Source organism: Acinetobacter sp. YH12116 (genome assembly GCF_013418895.1).
GTDB lineage: Bacteria > Pseudomonadota > Gammaproteobacteria > Pseudomonadales > Moraxellaceae > Acinetobacter > Acinetobacter indicus.
The window spans coordinates 140,020-155,226 of the sequence record NZ_VPBE01000004.1 but is presented as its reverse complement, the minus strand read 5'-3'; the positions used below and the strand labels follow the sequence as shown (position 1 = coordinate 155,226).

The 15,207-nt window shown below is 50.2% G+C and carries 12 protein-coding genes; 9 read left to right on the top strand and 3 right to left on the bottom strand.

Features of this window, described 5'->3' with window-relative positions; genetic code table 11:
• Positions 1-139: 139 nt before the first annotated feature.
• The 9 genes from hisIE to FTU54_RS04660 all read left to right on the top strand — a co-directional run bounded on the left by hisIE (position 140) and on the right by FTU54_RS04660 (position 10,379).
• Complete coding sequence (hisIE, locus tag FTU54_RS04700) at positions 140-925, top strand: bifunctional phosphoribosyl-AMP cyclohydrolase/phosphoribosyl-ATP diphosphatase HisIE (protein WP_005181811.1); 786 nt, start codon at positions 140-142, stop codon at positions 923-925.
• A gap of 11 nt (positions 926-936) precedes the next feature.
• Complete coding sequence (locus FTU54_RS04695) at positions 937-2,439, top strand: UvrD-helicase domain-containing protein (protein WP_005181808.1); 1,503 nt, start codon at positions 937-939, stop codon at positions 2,437-2,439.
• A gap of 16 nt (positions 2,440-2,455) precedes the next feature.
• A complete protein-coding gene (locus FTU54_RS04690) occupies positions 2,456-3,823 on the top strand; it encodes an AAA family ATPase (protein ID WP_160241676.1) in 1,368 nt (455 codons plus the stop codon).
• Positions 3,824-4,149: 326 nt separating this feature from the next.
• Positions 4,150-6,987, top strand: a complete 2,838-nt coding sequence (locus FTU54_RS04685; protein WP_180046137.1) for a monovalent cation/H+ antiporter subunit A — start codon at positions 4,150-4,152, stop codon at positions 6,985-6,987.
• A 2-nt stretch (positions 6,988-6,989) separates the two neighbouring features.
• On the top strand, positions 6,990-7,355 hold the full coding sequence (locus FTU54_RS04680) for a Na+/H+ antiporter subunit C (RefSeq protein WP_075167613.1): 366 nt from the start codon (positions 6,990-6,992) through the stop codon (positions 7,353-7,355).
• Positions 7,355-9,163, top strand: a complete 1,809-nt coding sequence (locus FTU54_RS04675) for a monovalent cation/H+ antiporter subunit D (protein ID WP_168407410.1) — start codon at positions 7,355-7,357, stop codon at positions 9,161-9,163. Before FTU54_RS04680 ends, FTU54_RS04675 begins: the two co-directional genes overlap by 1 nt.
• Before the next feature lie 2 nt (positions 9,164-9,165).
• Entirely contained in the window at positions 9,166-9,687 is a 522-nt protein-coding gene (locus FTU54_RS04670; RefSeq protein WP_005181800.1) for a Na+/H+ antiporter subunit E, read from the top strand.
• Positions 9,684-9,959, top strand: coding sequence for a monovalent cation/H+ antiporter subunit F (locus tag FTU54_RS04665; RefSeq protein WP_005181799.1), 276 nt, complete (start codon positions 9,684-9,686; stop codon positions 9,957-9,959). Before FTU54_RS04670 ends, FTU54_RS04665 begins: the two co-directional genes overlap by 4 nt.
• Positions 9,960-9,968: 9 nt before the next feature.
• Positions 9,969-10,379: a Na+/H+ antiporter subunit G gene (locus FTU54_RS04660; protein ID WP_016659653.1), complete on the top strand. Its 411-nt coding sequence runs from the start codon at positions 9,969-9,971 to the stop codon at positions 10,377-10,379.
• A 201-nt stretch (positions 10,380-10,580) separates the two neighbouring features.
• Here FTU54_RS04660 and FTU54_RS04655 read toward each other — a convergent pair whose 3' ends face one another.
• From FTU54_RS04655 to nusA, 3 genes are read right to left on the bottom strand one after another with little or no spacing between them, the layout of a single operon-like run.
• Positions 10,581-10,985: a ribosome-binding factor A gene (locus FTU54_RS04655; RefSeq protein ID WP_005181793.1), complete on the bottom strand. Its 405-nt coding sequence runs from the start codon at positions 10,983-10,985 to the stop codon at positions 10,581-10,583.
• Positions 10,985-13,705, bottom strand: coding sequence for a translation initiation factor IF-2 (gene infB, locus FTU54_RS04650; RefSeq protein WP_005181788.1), 2,721 nt, complete (start codon positions 13,703-13,705; stop codon positions 10,985-10,987). Before infB ends, FTU54_RS04655 begins: the two co-directional genes overlap by 1 nt.
• A 10-nt stretch (positions 13,706-13,715) precedes the next feature.
• Positions 13,716-15,200, bottom strand: coding sequence for a transcription termination factor NusA (gene nusA / locus FTU54_RS04645; protein WP_005181786.1), 1,485 nt, complete (start codon positions 15,198-15,200; stop codon positions 13,716-13,718).
• Positions 15,201-15,207: the final 7 nt, after the last annotated feature.

Sequence of the window (15,207 nt, the reverse complement as noted above, 5' to 3'; positions counted from 1 at the left end):
GAATGAGCAGGATGGTGGTAACATCCTGAGCAAAAATAGACAAAGATTTTTTCCTGCAAGCCGGTCAGATACCGTACACTATAGCGTTTGCGCACTGGCGTAAATCTCGTTTTTCTGAACAAATTTTGGTGACATACTCATGAATAACTTGCAATGGCTCGATGAAGTAAAATTTAACGAACAGGGATTAGTGCCAGCCATTGCACAGCATCATCAAACCGGTCGGGTGTTGATGGTGGCCTGGATGAACCGCGAAGCGCTGGCCTTAACCGCAGAAAAAAATCAGGCGGTGTATTTTTCCCGTTCACGCAACAAACTCTGGCACAAAGGTGAAGAATCCGGTCACTTCCAGACCGTGCATGAAATCCGTCTGGACTGCGATGCTGATGTGATTATCCTGCAAATTGAACAGCATGGCGGCATTGCCTGCCATACTGGCCGTGAATCCTGCTTCTATCGCAAACTGACTCCGAATGGCTGGGAAATTGTTGATGCGCAGCTGAAAGACCCGAATGCGATTTATGGCGAGAAGTCCAGCAATCCGCACACCTTGGCCATGAATGCCTCCACTGCGCAATCTGAACAGGTCGAAATTCTGAGCTATTTAGGCAAAATGATGGCTGAACGTAAAGCCGCCGATCCGGATTCTTCGTATGTGGCCAAGCTGTATCACAAAGGCCTGAACAAGATTCTGGAAAAAGTTGGTGAAGAAAGCGTAGAAACTATTCTGGCAGCCAAGGAATATCAGGCTGCAGCTTATGAAGACAATAAAAATGACCTGATCTATGAAGTGGCTGACTTATGGTTCCACAGCCTGGTCATGCTCGGCTATTTCAATCTGGACCCGCAACTGATTCTGAATGAACTGGCACGCCGTCAGGGCTTATCCGGTCTGGTGGAAAAAGCCAACCGTACTCAGGCTTAAGCTGTCGCCCTGTGTCTGAGCTGAAGAAACCGACCGCCACCTATGAGCAGGCCACTGCCATTGATAACGCACGTCTGGGCAAATCCTTCAAGGTGATTGCCTATGCCGGCACAGGGAAAACCACTACCCTACAGATGATCAGTGAAGCCATGCCGGAGCGGCGTGGCATGTATCTGGCCTTTAACAAATCCATTGCTGCAGAAGCACAACACAAGTTTCATCGCAATGTCGATTGTCGCACCTTTCACTCGCTGGCCTTTCGTAGTGTTCCACGTGGAGTCACCGACAAACTGCGCCTGCCGCGCCTGAGTCCGAGTTTTATTGCCAAGGAATATCGTCTCGAGCCAATTACCCTGCGCCGGATGATGGGTGGCCGCTATGAAAAATATGTGCTGATGCCTTCACGGCTGGCCAGTCTGGTGGCCAATGCAGTTGGCTATTTCTGCTCGACCAGCTCGCAATATCCGGCACCACGGCATATTCAGGCACCGAACTGGCTACATCCCGATGATGCCGAGCTGCTGCAAAAACATTTGTATCCGGCAGTAGAACGGCGCTGGCTGGAATCGATAGATCCGAACCATCAGGCCGGAATCGGTCATGATATTTACCTGAAACTGTGGGCACTGTCGGAACCGAATATTCCGGCCGATTATGTGCTGTTTGATGAAGCGCAAGATGCCGACCCGCTAATGCTGGGGATTCTGCTCAAACAGCGTAACACCCAGGTGATTTATGTTGGCGATGCCCATCAGCAAATTTATGCCTGGCGCGGTGCCATCAACGCCATGCAGCAACTGCCTTTGCCGGAGTCGCGCTTAACCACCTCATTCCGTTTTGGTCCGGACATCGCCATGACCGCCAATGCCATTCTCGGCGGTTTAAATGAAACTGTGCCGCTGCTCGGCAACCCGGATTTACATTCCAAAGTGGTGAACAAGCCGCATACCAAACAGCGTGATGCGATTTTATGCCGCACCAATGCCCGGGCGATGGAATTGCTGCTGGCCGGTCTGGTACATGGTGACAAGGTCAGCCTGCAGGCCGATCATGTCAAACTGAACCGCTTTGTCGATGCCGCCAGTATGCTGAAACAGGGCCGCCGCGTCACCGATGTGCCGGAACTGGCCTGGTTTAACTCCTGGCACGATGTACATGAATATTGCGAAACCAATGAAGGCAGCGACATTAAGCCGCTGGTAAAACTGGTGGATGATCATGGTACCGATCCGCTGAAAAAGGCGCTAGCCAAAATCACCCCGATTGGTCAGGCGGACTATATTATTTCAACCGCGCACAAAGCCAAAGGGCTGGAATGGGACCGCGTGCATCTGGAAGATGACTATCAGTTCAAGGTCAATGAACGCGATCATAAAATTAGTGATGAAGAGTTACGATTACTGTACGTGGCCTGCACACGTGCTAAAGTAAGCTTAAATATCCATCATATTTACGATCTGGTGCAACAGCTGAAACAGCAGATGCCGGTGTCCTTGCGTAAGGCGGTGGGTTAAAGCATGCAGGTGACCCATGAAAATTCAGTCTGTCCAGTTCAAGCACATCACCCACTTTACCGACCTTCAGCTACAACTGCATCCGCAGCAACAGCCTGTGGCCTTAATTCTGGGCAATCAGAGTTCCGGTAAAACCTCGCTACTGCGCTTCACCTATCAGGCACTGACCTGGTTTGCTGCCCGTTATAAAGATTTACGCACCTCCGGACTGGTCATGCTCGATCAGGACATTATGCACACCCGGCTGCAGTCCAAAATTGACCTGTGCGTGTGTTTTCCCAAAGACATTGGCAGCCTGCCGGAAAGCAGCGATGCCCAGCAGCAGGACCGTCAGTGCTGCGACTGGCAGCTGTACAAAACCCTGAACAGCAACGGCGTCGGGGTCAGCAAGGCTGAAACCCAGAAACTAGAAAAAATGGTCAGCCTGTACCAGCAGGCGGTAAAACAGGACCCGCTACAAGGCCTGCCATTAATTGCCTATTATCCGGCCGAACGTTTTGTCAATGAAGTCAATCTGCTGAGTAAAAACAATCCGCTGATTTTTCAGGCTGCACATGCCTATGAAATTTCTGCTATCCCCTTCACCACCTTTACACGTTTTTTTGAGTGGTTCCGGGAAATTTCCGATATTGAAAACGCCCAGAGCGCCCAGCTGATTGAACAGTTATTACATCCGCAGCATCCCGACGCAGAACCTCCACGGCGTGACAAACTGATGCAGGCACATGCCCAGATGCACGCGCCAAGTCTGCAGGCCCTGCGCGATGCACTACAGATTGTACTGCCAGAACTGAGCCAGATTTATCTACAATATCATCCAAAACTGCAATTAATGGTCACCTATCAGGGCAAAACCCAGCTGTATCAGCAGCTGTCCAACAGTATCCGCAACTGGATTGCACTGGTCGGAGATATTGTGCGGCGTTTATGTCTGCTCAATCCCTATAGTCTGTATCCGACTCTAGAAGGCGACGGCATTCTGCTGATTGATCAGGTCGATCATCAGCTTGATCAGGATATGGCCTCGGTAATTCTGGCACGTTTGCATCAGGCTTTTCCGGCACTGCAGATTATTGCCACCGGTAACCGCACGGCACTCTTGGAAAATGCCGAAGACTATCAATGTTTAAGACTGGATCAGCAGCAATTGCATCCAATTCATTTGCAACCGGTGCAGGAACAGCTGGACGCTATTTATGCCCAGTTTATGCAGACTGAAGTCAGCAGCAGCGATGAAAGCCTGAGTGAAGCGGTACAGGAGCCCACCAGCGTAGATGACATCTATCAGCAGATTCAGCAGCAACTGAGTGCCGAACAGCAGGAAGCCTTGCTGAAACGGCTGCAAAATGATGATGACACCTCGACCCCGCATCCGCTGCCTTGAATATGAGGAATATCGGAAAATCAGCCGAAAAAATCCGGTCTGATCTAACAATTTCATCCTGAAAAAAGTTCGGCGGCGTATAATATCTGCCGTGTGCGCAAAAACAAATTGATGTTGTTTTATTCATGTAATAAAATCAATCAGATTTATATTTTTATAGTAAAATCCGATTTGCTATAAGTTTCTCAAGTTGCGCAACACAACTTGTTTATTTAGCCATAATTCTATTTTTCGGCTTTCAAGATTGAGTATTTTGGACTGCTCCTTGCATTCCTGTAATCCTTGAAAGATAAGATTCACCCTTAGGTTTTGAACCTATCAAGACAATGGATACGAGTGTGCTATCGATTATTATATTGCTACCGCTGGTACTTGGCACAACCCTTGTCTCGTGGCTGAAGCAATTCTCGCGCGGGGTAACGGCTTTAGGGGCGATAGGAGTCAGTTTAAGCAGTCTGATTCTGTTACTGACTCAAGCAAAGGATGTCTTTAATGGCGCCACCATCATTCAGTCATGGTCGTGGCTACCCCAGTTAGGGATTGATTTAAGCTTTCGCCTGGATGCTTTAGGTTTATTATTTTCTTTGCTGATTACCGGTATCGGTACCCTCATCTTTATTTATGCTTATTATTATTTAAGCCCCAAAAACTCCCTCAGCAAACTGTATCTCCTGCTCATGCTGTTTATGGCAGCCATGCTCGGGATTTCATTGTCGAATAACCTGATTATCCTGCTGGTGTTCTGGGAACTGACCAGTATTTCCTCCTTCCTGCTGGTGGGTTACTGGAGCAATTACGAAGCGGCTCAACGCGGCTCACGTATGGCCCTGACCATTACCGGCATGGGTGGCTTGGCTATGCTGGGTGGTTTTGTCCTGCTCGGACAGATCACCGGCACCTATGAGCTAGACCAGATTCTGACCATGACCGATCAGATTCAAAGCCATGCGCTGTTTGTACCCAGTTTATTGCTGATTTTGCTTGGTGCCTTTACCAAAAGTGCCCAGTTCCCGTTCCATTTCTGGTTGCCGAATGCCATGGCGGCGCCAACGCCAGTCTCGGCCTATCTGCACTCCGCGACCATGGTGAAAGCCGGAATTTTCCTGCTGGCGCGTCTGCTGCCAATTTTTGCCGGCGCGGCGCTGTACCATAATCTGGTCACCTTTGTTGGTCTGTTTACCCTGTGTATCGCGGCTTTCTTTGCCATTTTCAAAGAAGATCTGAAAGGTCTGCTGGCCTATTCCACCATCAGCCATTTGGGCCTGATTGTCTGCCTGCTCGGGATTGGTTCTCCGCTGGCCGTAGCTGCAGCCATTTTCCATATTATTAACCACGCCACCTTTAAAGCGGCGCTGTTCATGATTGCCGGGATTATTGACCATGAATCCGGCACCCGTGATTTACGCAAACTGAGTGGCTTATGGCAGCTGTTACCGTTTACCGGTACGCTGACCATGATTACGGCTGCGTCGATGGCGGGTGTGCCTCTGTTCAACGGCTTCCTGTCCAAAGAAATGTTCTTTACCGAACTGCTGGCCAATTTAAGCGGACCGGTGGTGGTGATCTCGGCAATTGTGGCGACACTGGCCGGTATTTTTGCCGTGGCCTATTCGGTGCGCTTAGTGCATGGCGTGTTCTTCGATGGCCCGATTGGCAAAGACGTACCCAATAAAGATGCACATGAACCGCCAATGGGCATGCGCGCACCGGCCCTGATTCTGGCGATTTTATGTATTGCGGTCGGCCTGTTCCCTGCCCTGCTGGTTGAGCATCTGGTCAATAGCACCACCCGTGCCAGTACCCAGCTGATGAATTTTGAAGGCACCCATCTGGCCATCTGGCACGGCTTTAACCTGCCATTGCTAATGAGTGTGATTGCGCTGGTGGGCGGTCTGGTGATGTATTTTGCCCTGGCCAAAGGCGGCCGTATCCGCGAGATTGATCTTGATCCGGCATTGGGCCGCTTACAGGGACGGGTGTTATTTGACCTGTTCTTAAAAGGCCTATTGCTGAACTCGCGCCGCTTTAAACGCCTGACCGAAAACGGCTCCCTACAAAGTTATCTGTTCTGGATTCTGGTGTTTACTATTGCACTGGTGTCGGTGCCGCTGCTGAATCAGGGGATTAGTACCGGTACGCGTGAGCTGACCCAGGCACCTGCAATTGCCATTGTCTTGTGGCTGCTGTTATTCAGTGCCTGCTGGATGATGCTGTGGTTCCATCATGAACGGATTAAAGCTGTCCTGATCAGTGGCGCCGTCGGTCTGGTGGTAACCATGATCTTTGTAACCCTGTCGGCTCCGGATCTGGCTCAAACCCAGATTACCGTCGATGTGGTGACCACCGTCTTGTTACTGATGAGCCTGTCGCTGCTGCCACAATTAACCCCGTATGAATCAAGCAGCACCCGCCGCTGGCGCGATGCCGGGATTGCAATTCTGGCCGGTGCTGGTATTAGCTGGCTGGCTTGGTTAATCATGACCCGTGATCACAACTCGATTTCATGGTTCTTTAATCAGCAGTCAATTCCACTGGGCGGCGGTACCAACGTGGTCAACGTGATTCTGGTCGACTTCCGTGGTTTCGATACCTTCGGCGAAATTACCGTACTCGGTATTGCTGCCATTGGCGCCCTCTGCCTGATGGATGGGATGCGTGCCCACGGCACCACCATGACGCAGGGCCTGACCTATCGTTTTAACCCATCTCCACTGATGCTGCGCATGACCGCTTCCTGGATTTTACCGGTGGCCTTAGTGGTCAGCCTGTATATTTTCCTGCGCGGGCACAATCTGCCAGGCGGTGGCTTTATTGCCGGACTGGTCACATCAATGGCACTGATCATTCAGTACATTGCCATTGGTCAGGACCAAACCGAGCAAATGCTGAAAGCCAAATCCGGACGTTTATATGAAATCTGGATTGGTTCCGGTCTGACCATTGCCGGCCTGACCGGGATTGCAGCCTGGTTCTGGGGCCGTCCATTCCTGACCAGTGCACATATTTATGTCAATCCGCCGGTGATTGGTGAACTGCATTTGGCTTCAGCGGCACTGTTTGATGTTGGAGTTTACGTTACCGTTGTCGGGGCAACCATGTTGCTGATTTCCGTGCTGGGCGACTCGCGTCATTCCAGTATGTCTGGTCCAATTCCTCGGGGGTAAGCATGATTAGTATCGAATTTTTAGTCGCAACCTCTGTAGGTTTACTGGTCGCCACCGGCGTGTACCTGATCTTAAGGGCACGTACCTTTCCGGTGGTACTGGGCCTGGCCATGATTGGTTATGCAGTCAATATTTTCCTGTTCGCCATGGGGCGGATTCAGCTGAATGCGCCGGCCATTTTAACCACGGCGGCGCAATCCACCGACCCTTTACCGCAAGCACTGGTGCTGACTGCTATTGTAATTGGCTTTGCCACCACTGCCTTTGTGGTGCAGCTGGCCTTACGCAGCCGTTATGAATCGGGAACCGACCATGTGGATGCCAAAGATGATCCTGCTTTACTTGACCCACGTGAGGATGAGCCATAATGCATGACTTTATCCAATTATGGGCGCAACACACTCCTATTCTCAGCATCCTGCTGCCGGCTTTTACCGGTTTTATTCTGGTGCTGCTGGGCAACCCGGGTTCGGGTTCGCTGTCGTATGACTGGCGCCAGCCGTGGCGTCGTGGCATCAGCCTGATTTCGACTATTCTCGGACTGGGCTTGGCGATCAGCTATCTGATGCTGGCCAAAACCGGCCAGATTACCGTCTACAACCTGTCTGAATGGTCGGCTCCATTCGGGATTGTACTGGTGCTGGATCAGCTGTCTGCGCTAATGCTGGTACTGACTTACGGTCTGGCCTTGCCAGTGCTGTGGTTCGCCTGCCAGCAATGGGATGAACGCGGCCGCTACTTCCATGCCATGTTCCATTTCCTGATGATGGGCTTGTGCGGGGCTTTCCTCACCGGCGATTTATTTAACCTGTTCGTATTTTTTGAAGTGCTACTGCTGGCTTCTTATGTGCTGTTGCTACATAGCCAGGGCAAACCGCGCTTTCAGCTTGGGGTGCATTATGTCACCATCAACCTGCTGGCTTCAGCACTGTTCCTGATTGGTCTGGGTATGATTTACGGCAGTGTCGGCAGCCTCAACATGGCCGATGTGGCCCGTTTAATACCGACGCTGGCAGAAGATCAGCATCGTCTGGCGGTGGTCGGCGGCTTGATCCTGTTTATTGTGTTCGGGATTAAAGCGGCGATGCTGCCGGTCGGCTTCTGGTTACCGAAAACCTATGCCGTAGCGGCAACGCCTGTGGCGGCGATCTTTACCATTATGACCAAGGTCGGGATTTATGCGATTTTAAGGGTCAATGGGACGGTCTTTGATGATGAACTGAGCCAGAAAATTCTCAGCAACTGGTTATTGCCAATTGGCCTGATTACCTCGCTGTATGGCGTCATCGGCGCAATTGGGGCAGAACGCTTACGCCGTTTTGTCGGTTTTATGATGCTGTCGTCGATTGGGACCATCCTGATTGCGATTGCCCTGTTTAGCACCCAGGCCTGGACGGCAGCGTTGTATTATCTGGTACACAGTACCTTAATTGCCGCTGCCTTCTATCTGTTCTGCGGCTGGGTCACGGCGCAGCGCGGTGAATTTAAGGATCACTTTAATATCGCCCCGCAAATGAAACAGCATAAAGTGATGTCAATTACCTATCTGCTGATTGCACTGATGATTGCCGGCCTGCCGCCTTTTAGTGGCTTCCTCGGTAAAGTATTCTTGTTACAGGCCACGGCTGATGCGCCTTATCAGGGCATTATTATTGCCGTGGTGCTGCTAGTTGGTTTACTCAGTATTCTGGCCCTGACCCGGGTTGGCTTTATCCTGTTCTGGCGCGCATCGCGTCCGGAAGATGATCCGGACAATGACGCCTATCACAGCTACCAGGCCCTGCCAGCCAAGGCCCCGAAAGGCAATGATAAGGCCATTTACCTGTTATTGGCAGCACTGGTGGCTTATGTGGTTTTTGCTAATCCAATCCAGCGTTATGCCTTTAGCACGGCCCAGCAAATGCAGAACAACCGTCTGTATGAAATGGCGGTGTTAAAGCAGGATGAAACCGGCCAGGTGATTAGCGTCCAGCCTTATGATCCAAACTATTTGCCAGAAACCAAATACAGTGGTGAAAAACCGGACCCGAATGCCAAGCTGATTCCGTATGTAATCAGTCCAAATACACTGGAAGGTGAGCATATTTCGGACTATAAACAACGTCAGATCAATCAGCAGATTGAGCAGGACGCCGCCAGCGACGACCTGCCACAACTTAAACCTATGGAGCCATAACTATGCAAAAGACATCGTTTTGGGATATCTGGCTGCCACATCCCTTTGTTTCGGTGATTGTGGCCATTAGCTGGTTGTTACTGGCACATAGTGTTTCTGCCGGCAATCTGCTGATGGCATTGATCCTGAGTATCCTGATTCCGCTAATGGTCAAACCGTTTATTGCCCGCACCCCGAATATCCACTGGGTGCCAGCCTTTAAACTGTTCTGGGTGGTGGTCTGGGATATTATCCTTTCCAATATCCGCGTCGCCAAACAGGTGCTGGGACCCACCGATGCGCTGCATCCGAAATGGTTCCGTGTACCGTTGGAGACCGAGCATGAACAGGTCAATACCCTGCTGGCGATGATCATTACCACCACGCCGGGGACGGTCACGGCCGGTATTGACCAGGACCGTGGCGATATTCTGGTGCATGCCTTAAGTACAGATGACGAAGAAGCTGAAATTGCCCTGATCAAGAGCCGTTATGAACAGCCGCTGATTGAAATCTTTAACGTCAAGACAGGAGCGGCCTCATGATGATATTGCCTTATGCGCTTGGCATCTGCCTGATTGCCATTGCCGGCTCGATGTTTATGTGCCTGATTCGCCTGATTATGGGACCGTCAATTGTGGATCGTCTGCTGGCGCTGGATACCCTGTTTTTAAATGCGACCTGTCTGATTGTGGTGCTGGGCATTTACTGGACCAGTACTTCACTGTTTGAAGGTGCGTTACTGGTGGCGATGCTAGGCTTTGTTTCAACCGCTGCCCTGGCCCGTTACTTCACCTCTGGCCACGTGATTGATTAGGAGAACAGCATGCAACTGATGATGGAAATCCTGGTCTCAATTTTCCTGTTAATCGGCACCTTCTTTATGCTGGTCGGCGGAATTGGCATGATTCGTCTGCCGGACCTGTTTATGCGCCTGCATGCCCCGACCAAGTCCAGTACCTTAGGTCTGGGCAGCTTCCTGATTGCTGCCATTATTTATTCAGCTTATCTGGGTCGCTTCGGGTTTGCAGAAGTGCTGATTACCCTGTTTGCCTTTATTACCGCACCGGTATCGGCCAACCTGATGGCACAGGCAGCCCTGCATTTACGTCTGCGCTCGATGAGTGGTGAAGTCCCAGAAACCCTGGAACGTCCGCTACCATGGCAGCGCAGCCGTCGCCGTGCCTTTACAGATCGTGAACCGCTGGGCAGAATCAAACCCTCTAAAGACGAATAAGTCTTCGCGTCATCTTCTAAAAAACCTGACCCGGATTGTTCCTGGTCAGGTTTTTTATGTGCTGTCTCAACCGCCCTGCCCTTGCCTGATTGCAATCTTAAAGCGCTTGTTTCTGCTGAAAGATAAGCAAGTTAAGCAATTCCGGATGACATAAAAAAAGCCACCCGAAGGTGGCTTTTTTGCATAGACCTGCTGGCCTACTTATTCTTCATCTTTTTTTGCATCGGCAGCTGGTAAATCTTTTACTGCTTCTGCAATCAGACCAAACATATAGTTACCGTAGGCATTGGTTTTGTCGTAATGGAAACGCAAACGCGGCGTAATCCGGGTCTTGATCCGACGGCTCAGCTCATGGCGCAGGAAACCGGAGGCTTTGTTAAGCACATCCAGGGTTTCCTTGTTTGCCGCTTCACTTTGCTCATCGCCAAGTTCACGACCCATTACGGTCACATACACTTCGGCATAGCCTAAATCTGGGCTGACTTTCACCGCCGAGATGGTCACCAGACCACCCAGACGTGGATCTTTCAGCTCCTGGCGGATCAGGTCGGACAACTCGCGTTGTACCGTATCTGCCATTCGCTTAAGACGCTGACTACCCGCCATTAAAGACTCCGTTTAATTAGTTGGACATCGTACACTTCAATCTTGTCTTGTACTTTGATGTCTTTATAGCCTTTGACTGCAAGACCACATTCCATACCGGCACGGACTTCTTCCACCACGTCTTTATAACGACGCAGAGATTCAAGTTCACCCTGGAACACCACCACATCATCACGTAATACGCGAATCGGCTTGTTACGGTGTAAAGTACCTTCCAGTACCATACAGCCTGCTGCTGCACCGAACTTGCTTGAGTGGAATACTTCACGGACTTCAGCCACACCCAGAATCGTTTCACGGTGTTCTGGTGCCAGTTTGCCACTCATCGCATCTTTCACGTCATCAATCAATTGATAGATGATCGAGTAGTAACGGATGTCGATACCGTCAGCATCGGCTTTTTGACGTGCAGTATTGTCGGCACGAACGTTAAAGCCCAGCAGTACCGCTTCTGAAGATTCAGCCAGCGTTACGTCAGATTCAGTGATCGCACCGACACCTGAACCAATCACACGGACTTTCACTTCATCCGTTGAAAGCTCGGCCAGTGCCACGTGTAATGCTTCCAGCGTACCACGTACGTCAGTTTTCAGTACCACATTCACAATCGGCACATCTTTCTTGCCCATAGACGCCATGATGTTCTCAAGACGCATTGCAGACTGACGCTCAAGACGTTTCTGACGTTCACGATCCATACGCGCATCAGCAACTTCACGCGCTTTCTTCTCGTCATTGACCACCAGTACTTCATCACCCGCCATTGGCGCTTCTGGCAGACCCAGAATTTCCACTGGAATTGATGGACCAGCAGACTTGATGCGTTTACCGTTTTCATCGGTCATGGCACGTACACGGCCATAAGATGAACCGGCAAGTACCAAGTCACCCACTTTCAGGGTACCGTTTTGAACCAGAATCGAGGTCACTGCACCACGGCCTTTATCAACACGTGCTTCAATCACCACACCTTGTGCTGCACCTTCTTCAGAGGCTTTCAATTCCATCATTTCTGCTTGAATTGAAATCAGGTCAAGTAATTCGTCAATGCCGGCACCGGTATGCGCGGAAACTTTGGCGACTGGAACATCACCGCCCCATTCTTCAGGCACGATTTCCTTGGTGGTTAATTCGTTCAGTACGCGGTCTGGATCAGCTGAATCTTTGTCCATCTTGTTGATGGCAACAATGATTGGCGTACCCGCTGCACGCGCATGGTCAATCGCTTCTGCAGTTTGTGGCATCACGCCATCATCTGCTGCAACCACCAACACCACGATATCAGTCGCTTTGGCACCACGTGAACGCATCGCGGTAAACGCGGCGTGACCCGGAGTATCTAGGAAGGTGATGATACCTTTGTCTGTTGTCACATGGTAAGCACCGATATGCTGGGTAATACCACCGGCTTCGCCTTGTGCCACTTTAGCACGGCGGATACGGTCAAGAAGCGAGGTTTTACCATGGTCAACGTGACCCATGATGGTAACAACAGGTGGACGCGTAGTTTGCTCACCACGTGCTTCTTCAGCCGCTTCCAGCAGGTTGTCTTCTGCCGCAGTTTCAGACACCAGCACCGGATTGTGGCCCATTTCTTCAACCACAAGCACCGCAGTATCCTGATCAATGGCCTGGTTTTGTGTGACCAGCTCACCCATCTTCATCAGGGTCTTGATTACTTCACGTACTTTAATTGCCATTTTCGCAGCCAAGTCAGCCACAATAATGGTTTCACCAATTTCTACATCATAAACCTGTTTTTTCACCGGTTTTTCAAAGCCATGCTTGTTGGCCTGACTGGTTTTTAAACCACGTTTATGCGAGTTGTCACGGAATGACTGTTCTTCACCACGACGGCCGCCTTTCTTCTGGCCACGGGTATCTTTGGTTCCGCCACCACGTTTGATTTCACGGTCTTCTTTGGCAAATGAATCTTCATACGCCTGACCCACCAGACCTGCGGCCAATGGTGAATCATCAATTACGCGAATGGTCGGTGCAGCATCATCAGATGAATACTTCGATGCCATTTTACGCATTTGCTCAAGGGTACGTTGCTGCGCTTCTTCAGCTGCCTTACGACGTGCAGCTTCTTCAGTCGCTTTCAACTGTGCTGCCTGTTCTTCACGGGCGCGTTTTTGCTCAGGCGTTTCAACCACTTTAACCTGGGCTTTCACCACTGGCTTGTTGGTTGATTTACGCTTCACCACCACAGCGGCTTTAGAAGTTTCCTGTTTGGCGGTTTCCTGTTTCGCAGCAGCACGCATTGCTTCTAAGGCCTGTTTGGCTTTAGATTCGCCTTTGCTGGCAGCTTCTGGCGCAGCTTTTGGCTTCGCCGGTTCACGGGCTTGCTGTTCAGCTGCTTTGGCTTCTGCTTCAGCCTGTGCTTTGGCCAAAGCTTCTGCTTTGATTTGCTCAGGGTCTGGCTTGACAAATGTATGCTTCTTGCGCACTTCTACATTAATTGTTTTCGCCTTACCTGACGTACTTGCCACTTTAGCAGTACTGGTAGTTTTACGTTTCAACGTGATTTGTCCTGCATTACCCGCATCTTGACCATGTACTTTTTTCAAGTGGGTCACGAGGGTATCTTGTTGTTCAGTGGAAATAATGTCGTCAGCTTTACGTTGCGGTAAACCTGCATCACGAACCTGCTCCAGGAGTTTCTCAACTGGACGTCCTACGCTGAGCGCTAACTCTTTAATCGTCTTGTCCGTCATACATTACCTCCTAGTTAAACCATGATTCGCGTGCTTTCATAATGAGTTGACCCGCTTTGTCAGCACCTAGACCTTCAATATCTGCGATATCGTCGGTGGCCTGGTCTGCCAAGTCATCAACGGTCACTACACCACGAGCAGCAAGCGCATAGGCGATCTCTTGTGTCATCCCTTCCATTGCCAGAAGTTCGTCACTCGGATCCTGAATATTTTCTTGCTGTTTTAACGCATCTGCCAAAGCCACTTCTTTGGCACGACTTTGCAATAATTCAACCAGCTCGGCATCAAGCTCAATTTCATCAAATGTTTCTGCTGGTACATAGGCAATCTCTTCCAGTGAAGTGAAGCCCATTTCAACCAGTGCCATCGCCAGGTCCTCTGCAATGTCCAAACGCGATACAAACATATCCAGATATTGCTGCGCTTCATTTTGCTGACGCGCGTAATATTCTTCTTCCAGCATCATGTCCAGTTTATAACCGGTCAGTTCAGATGCCAGACGTACGTTTTGACCTTGTGAACCAATGGCACGGGCCAATTGATCACTGGTGGCAAAAATAATGTCAGCAGTACGTGCATCTTCATCAATCACGATACTCGATACATCAGCCGGCTCTAAAGCGCTGGCAATGTACTGTGCCGGATCATCTGACCACACCACCACATCAATACGTTCACCATTAAGTTCCTGCTGGACTGCCTGGATACGCGTACCACGCATACCAATACATGCACCAACCGGATCAATACGATGATCGTTGGTTTTCACTGCAATCTTAGCACGAACGCCTGGTTGACGCGCAGCCGCCTTGATTTCAATGATTTCTTCAGAAATTTCAGGAATTTCTTTTTTCATTAACGCCATCAGCATTTCAGGTTTCGCACGTGACAATAGTAATTGCGCACCACGACCTTCACGGTTGACGTTAAATAAAATGGCATTCACGCGCTGTTTTGGACGCAGAATTTCCTTTGGAATCATTTCTTCACGTGCCAGATACGCTTCGGCATTGTCACCTAAATCAATGATAAAGCCATCTTTGGTCTGCTTTTTCACTTCACCGTAAATCAGCTCGCCCACTTTGGCTTCATAAGCATCGGCAACGAGTGCACGTTCTGCTTCACGAATTTTCTGAACAATTACCTGTTTGGCAATTTGCGCCGCAATACGACCGAAATCAATTGATTCCACTTCAAGTTCGCGAATGTCACCAATTGACCACTGCGCCGGATCGACATCAGAAATCGCATCCTGACATGCTGGCATTTCATGATCTTCATCCGCCACCACTTCCCATTGACGGAAAGTACGGTAGTCACCTGTTTTACGGTCGATTTCTACACGTAAACGTGCTTCTTCCGCATTTGTGCCTTCGTAAAATTTCTTTTTCGTCGCAGCAACAAGAGCCTGCTCTAGCGCCTCAAAGATTGCTTCACGACTTACACCTTTTTCGTTACTAACCGTTTCAACGACGGTAAGAATTTCGCGTGCCATAAGTCAC